At 42.9% G+C, this 5,653-nt stretch carries 5 protein-coding genes and 1 pseudogene; 5 read left to right on the forward strand and 1 reads right to left on the reverse strand.

Going from position 1 to position 5,653, the window contains the following annotated elements; genetic code table 11:
• The 5 genes and pseudogenes from IM322_RS03940 to IM322_RS23160 form a co-directional block, all read left to right on the forward strand.
• On the forward strand, positions 1-407 hold a 407-nt coding region (locus tag IM322_RS03940), incomplete at its 5' end, for a Crp/Fnr family transcriptional regulator (RefSeq protein WP_287713117.1).
• Positions 408-565: 158 nt separating this feature from the next.
• Positions 566-904 carry a divalent-cation tolerance protein CutA gene (gene cutA, locus IM322_RS03945; RefSeq protein WP_287675203.1) on the forward strand — a complete coding sequence of 113 codons (339 nt, stop codon included), beginning with the start codon at positions 566-568 and terminating at the stop codon, positions 902-904.
• Between the two features lie 174 nt (positions 905-1,078).
• Complete coding sequence (locus IM322_RS03950) at positions 1,079-3,784, forward strand: phycobilisome rod-core linker polypeptide (protein WP_287675206.1); 2,706 nt, start codon at positions 1,079-1,081, stop codon at positions 3,782-3,784.
• A 100-nt stretch (positions 3,785-3,884) separates the two neighbouring features.
• The gene (locus IM322_RS03955; RefSeq protein ID WP_287076625.1) at positions 3,885-5,123 is read left to right on the forward strand and encodes an ATP-binding protein; all 1,239 of its coding nucleotides are present in this window, start codon (positions 3,885-3,887) and stop codon (positions 5,121-5,123) included.
• A pseudogene (locus IM322_RS23160) lies at positions 5,120-5,512 on the forward strand (hypothetical protein); the annotation flags it as partial. The gene IM322_RS03955 and the pseudogene IM322_RS23160, both read left to right, overlap by 4 nt.
• A 26-nt stretch (positions 5,513-5,538) precedes the next feature.
• Here the strand turns inward: IM322_RS23160 and IM322_RS03960 are convergent.
• Positions 5,539-5,653 (reverse strand): transposase (locus IM322_RS03960; RefSeq protein ID WP_130758671.1); only part of this gene is annotated, 115 nt, incomplete at its 5' end.

The following is a 5,653-nucleotide window of genomic DNA, read 5'->3' on the forward strand; positions in this document are numbered from 1 at the left end:
CCCGCTCCACCGATGCTATCACCTTAACCACGGCCACAATTAGCAGTATTCCCGCCCAAGATTTTGTTAATCTGCTCAAATCGGAACCTTTAGCGGGAATTCGTCTTTCTCAGTTAATGGCCAAGCGTTTGCGTCAACTTAACCGGCGTTTACGTGTACGGGAGGCCGATAGTCTCTCCAGAGTCGCCGATACTTTACTCTTTTTAGCCGAAGGTCAAGGAGAAAACAGCTGCCAGGGTACGGTAATTCCCAATTTACCTCACCGGGAATTGAGTGGTATTAGTGGCCTGGCCCGGGAAACCGTGACCCGATCCTTGACCAAATTGGAGAAAAAAGGCCTGATTCAACGACAGCAGCAATCTCTCTGTATTCCCGATCTGGCCGCTTTAGAAAAAACGATCGCCTAAATTCAGTGATCAGTGATCAGTGATCAGTGATCAGTTATCAGTTATCGGTTATCATACTAAATCCGGTTATTAAAGACTGATTATCTATTCCTCCTTTTGCCTATTGCCTTTTGCCTCTTGCCTATCCTGATATGTAGCCTATACTCAACGGATTTAGTATGACCGAAAGATTAACCAGTTTTGGAGTGGTGCTGGTGACAACAACCAGCGAAACGGAAGCGGAAAACTTAGCGATCGCCTTACTTAACGAGCGATTGGCAGCTTGTGTCAGTATTTACCCGATTCGTTCCATTTATCGTTGGCAGGGACAGATTGAAAACGAGAGCGAATGGCAATTAGCGATTAAAACCGATTTAAAGCAGTTTGAGCAGTTATCGGCGAAGATACAGGAACTTCATACCTATGCAGTCCCAGAAATCATCGCTTTACCGATTGTGGCGGGTTCTCAGACCTATTTAGACTGGTTAGCCTCCCATACGGGTGGGGTGTCAGAATAGACCGATCGGTAAGTTTAGCGAAAAAAATCTATATAATTCTTAATAAACTATCTCAGGAAGCGCAAAAAGTTTTAATCTAGATGCTGATTAAATTTTTAAACATCTGGTTTTAAGACCGATCGCCTCCACGATTGGAGAACTCAGCACATCGTCAAGGGAGATAGTTAAAATCCAATGAGTCTTAAGGCAAGCGGTGGCAGCTCCTTAGCGCGTCCCCAACTCTATCAAACCGTCCCGGTATCTGCTATTACCCAAGCAGAACAACAAGACCGCTTTCTCGATAAACCCGAACTCAATGAACTGATCGCCTACTTCCAATCGGGGAGCAAGCGCTTAGATATTGCCCAAACACTCACCCGGAACTCCGATCTGATCGTCTCGCGGGCAGCTAACCGGATTTTTACCGGTGGTTCACCCATGGCCTACCTAGAAAAACCCCCCGTGGAAGAATTGGCCCTGGTGGGTGCGGGTAAAGTTACCAACGTCCAGGAAGGGATGAAATTAGGAACCGTTACCTACGCTGAAAGCGGGGCCGGTGGCGGCAGTGGCATACTCGGTGGCTTAAAAGGGATTTTCACCTCTAGCGGCCCGATTCCCCCCGGATTCCGACCGATTAACGTCTCTCGTTACGGTCCGAGCAATATGCAGAAGTCCCTCCGGGATTTATCCTGGTTCCTGCGTTACGTTACTTATGCGATCGTGGCAGGTGATACCAGTATCCTGATCGTTAACACCCGCGGTTTAAGGGAAGTTCTCGAAAATGCCTGTTCCATTGATGCCACCATCGTGGCCCTACAAGAAATGCGGGCCGCTTCGATCGAGTATTTCCAAAGAGACAAGGATGCGGCCACTTTAATCAGTGACTATTTCAATATCCTACTGGGTGAATTAAAAGCCCCCACCCCCTCTAATAAACTGCGTCAGCGTCCCAGTAGTGACCAACAGGGTTTAAGTCTTCCCCAAAGCTACTACAACGCCGCCGAAAAACGGCAAAAGTTTGTCATGAAAACCGGTTTATCGGAGTCGGAAAAATCTTCGATTATCAAGGCCACCTACAGACAAATTTTTGAACGGGACATCACTCGCGCCTACAGTCAGTCCATTTCTGACCTAGAATCGAAGGTGAAAAACGGCGACATCTCGATGAAAGAATTCGTCCGTCGTCTCGGTAAATCGCCTCTCTACCGCAAACAGTTCTTTGAACCTTTTATCAATAGTCGCGCCCTAGAATTGGCTTTCCGTCATTTCCTCGGTCGCGGTCCTTCCTCCCGGGAAGAAGTGCAGAAATACTTCTCGATCGTCTCTAGCGGCGGTTTAGCGGCGTTAATCGATGCTTTAGTCGATTCTCAGGAGTATTCCGACTATTTCGGCGAAGAAACCGTTCCCTATCTCCGGGGTTTGGGTGCAGAAGCGCAGGAATGTCGTAACTGGGGGATGCAGATCGACCTGTTTAACTACAGCGCACCTTTCCGCAAAGTTCCCCAATTTATCACCACCTTTGCTAAATACGATCGCCCCTTACCGGATCAGCACGTTTACGGTTCCGGAAATGATCCCCTAGAAATCCAATTTGGGGCAATTTTCCCGAAAGAAACCCGCGAACCTAGTTCTAGTCCCGCTCCCTTTGGTAAAGATACCAAACGTATCCTCATCCACCGCGGACCTGCCACTAATAACCAAAATAGCAACCCCGGCGCCCGAGGTGAATTCCCCGGTACTTTGGGACCGAAAGTTTTCCGTCTCAATAACGAGTTACCCGGTTCTAGCAATGGGGTAAGCGTTAAATTTGGCGAAATTTCCACCCAAAGAGTGATTTTAGCGGCTTATCGTCAGGTTTTCGGTCGAATGCCCTACGAAGGTCAGCGTTTGTCCGTGGCCGAGATTAAGTTAGAAAATGGCGATATTACTCTGCGCGAGTTTATCAAAACCCTAGCTAAATCCGAGGCTTTCCGGAAAATCTACTGGACTCCTCTCTATGTGGTCAAAGCGATCGAATATATTCACCGTCGTCTGCTCGGTCGTCCCACCTACGGTCGTCAGGAAATGAATCAATATTTCGATCTTTGCTCGAAAAAAGGCTTCTATGCTTTAATCGATGCCCTTATCGACAGTCCTGAATATACGGAAGCTTTTGGTGAAGATACGGTCCCCTACGAGCGCTATCTAACTCCCCAAGGGATGCAGTTACGGATGGTGCGTTTGGGCAATCTCCGCGAAGATATCGGCCAAAGAGTTGATAAAGAGGAAACCCCGCGCTTTATTGAATTGGGTACACCTTTGGTCTCGATTCGCACTGAACCCGATATTCAATCTCGTGTCGGTCAAGGTGTCACGGTTCAACGGGAACAAACTAAGGTCTTTAAACTGTTAACTAATCTGGATAAAGTTGCCGTACAAAATACTGTTCGCGCCGCCTATCGTCAGATTTTTGAACGAGATCTCGAACCCTATATCATCAATGCCGAATTTACCGCTTTAGAGAGTAAATTGAGCAATGCTGAGATCACGGTGAAAGAGTTTATTGAGGGTTTAGGTGGTTCGGATCTTTACCTGAAAGAATTCTATGCTCCCTATCCGAATACGAAAGTAATTGAATTGGGAACCAAGCACTTCTTAGGTCGCGCTCCCTTGAATCAAAAGGAAATCCAGAAATATAACCAAATTCTGGCAACTAAGGGATTAAAAGCCTTTATCGGTGCTATGGTTAATAGCATGGAATACCTACAATTATTTGGTGAAGATACGGTTCCCTATCGTCGTTTCCCGACTCTACCGGCCGCTAATTTCCCCAATACGGAACGGTTATACAATAAGCTGACTAAACAGGACAGTGAACTGGTTGTTCCTAGTTTTAAACCAGTAGTTAAGGTTGGTGGCTAATTAGTCCTTGAAGTTAATTAATTTAGCTCGTGTTCAACACGAGCTTTTTTCAGGACAAATTACTGCCCAAAATTTATTATCGTCAATCAAGGGGATAACAATGAGCCAAATTAAAGTTAAAAACTTCGGTCCAATTAAGGCGGGTTTAGTAGAAAATGATGGTTTTATCGACGTTCGGAAAGTAACGATTTTTATCGGTAATCAAGGAACTGGAAAAAGTAGCATTGCTAAATTAATATCAACATTAAGCTGGTTGGAAAAAGCTCTATATCGTGGAGATTTAGAGGAAAAATATGTTATTAAATATAATCGTTTTGTTAAATCTTTTTGTCAGTACCAAAATTTAACCAATTACTTTTTACCCGAAACCCAAATTGAATACAATGGAGATGTTTATAGAATTAGTTTTGAAAATGCTAAATTATCGATCGAGCGTACTGATAATCCAAAGTATCGAGTACCAAAAATTATGTATGTACCGGCAGAGCGAAACTTTTTGAGTGCAGTAAGATGGCCAGAAAAACTCAAAGGACTGCCAGAATCATTATATACTTTCTGGGAAGAATTGGATCGCTCACAACAGGAATTATCTGGCAGTTTGACTTTGCCAGTAGGTGAGGTTAAATTGGAATTTGATAAACTTAATAGACTGGTCAAGATTGTGGGTAGTGATTATCAACTAAATCTATCAGAAGCTTCCAGTGGTTTTCAGTCTTTTGTTCCTTTATTTCTCGTTTCTCGAAATATTGCTTTATCGATTAATCGAACTCAAGAAACTTCCCGCAATGAACTCAGTGGAGAGGAGCAAAAAAGATTAAAAATGGAAATCGAGAAAATTCTCTCTAATGATAATCTTTCCGATGACCTAAAAAAGGCAGCACTAGAAGTGTTATCTTCTAAATACCGCAATGAGTGTTTTGTAAATATTGTGGAAGAAATCGAGCAGAATCTATTTCCCCAATCTCAGAAAAAGATTTTATATAAATTATTTGAATTTGCCAATTTAACCCAGGGAAATAAACTAATTTTGACTACTCATAGTCCTTATATTATCAACGATCTAACCCTAGCTATCAAAGCGGATAAAGTTATCAAAAAAATCCTATCATCAGCGATTTCTAACGCCGATTATCTCCAAGAAAAGCTCAACCAAATTGTCCCGAAAGCCTCTTGTATAGCGGCAGAAGATGCTATTGTATATGAATTAACAGAGCAAGGAGAAATCCGAGAACTTGCTACCTATGAGGGTTTACCTTCTGATGAAAATTATCTCAATCTTTCCCTAGGAGAGACAAATCAGCTTTTTGATGATTTACTAGAAATCGAAGAACAGTTATGAATATTAATTTCTTTGATAAAAAATGTCAGAGTCAAACCCATCGGCATAAATTTGGAATTTGTGATCCGCCATCTCCCTCAGAAAATCCCGCTTATTTAGATACAGAAAATCCCAGTGATTGGATTGCTATTGTGGAAAACTCTCAAGAAATTGAAGTGACATTTACCGCTATTGATAAATGTATTGAAATTAGAAAACTCGATGGTAGTAGTATGGATAAACGCTGTGAGGGAATGCTGACCTATGCTAATTGTTTGATTTTTGTAGAATTAAAAGAACGAAAGGGGAAAAATTCGGGGTGGGTAGGAGACGGAGAAGATCAACTAAGAAACACAATTCGGGTATTTATTGAAAATCATGGTATAGAGGATTATTCGTCCAGAAAAGCCGGCTCTTCGTTACTCTTTATGCTAAATCAACAGACAAGATGCCAAGATAACATACTTCTAACCCAAAAATTCCGAAAGTTTCTAAAGCCATAGCCTCTTCGTTTTATTAGTTTAAGTTTATTGTTGATTCCCTCGACCACC

Source organism: Microcystis sp. M109S1 (assembly GCF_020247025.1).
Taxonomy (GTDB): Bacteria; Cyanobacteriota; Cyanobacteriia; order Cyanobacteriales; family Microcystaceae; genus Microcystis.

Bases quoted from the DNA above. Each gene is read 5' to 3' on its own strand.
- cutA (WP_287675203.1), top strand. From the start codon at position 566: ATGACCGAAAGATTAACCAGTTTTGGAGTGGTGCTGGTGACAACAACC.
- IM322_RS03955 (WP_287076625.1), top strand. From the start codon at position 3,885: ATGAGCCAAATTAAAGTTAAAAACTTCGGTCCAATTAAGGCGGGTTTA.
- IM322_RS03950 (WP_287675206.1), top strand. From the start codon at position 1,079: ATGAGTCTTAAGGCAAGCGGTGGCAGCTCCTTAGCGCGTCCCCAACTC.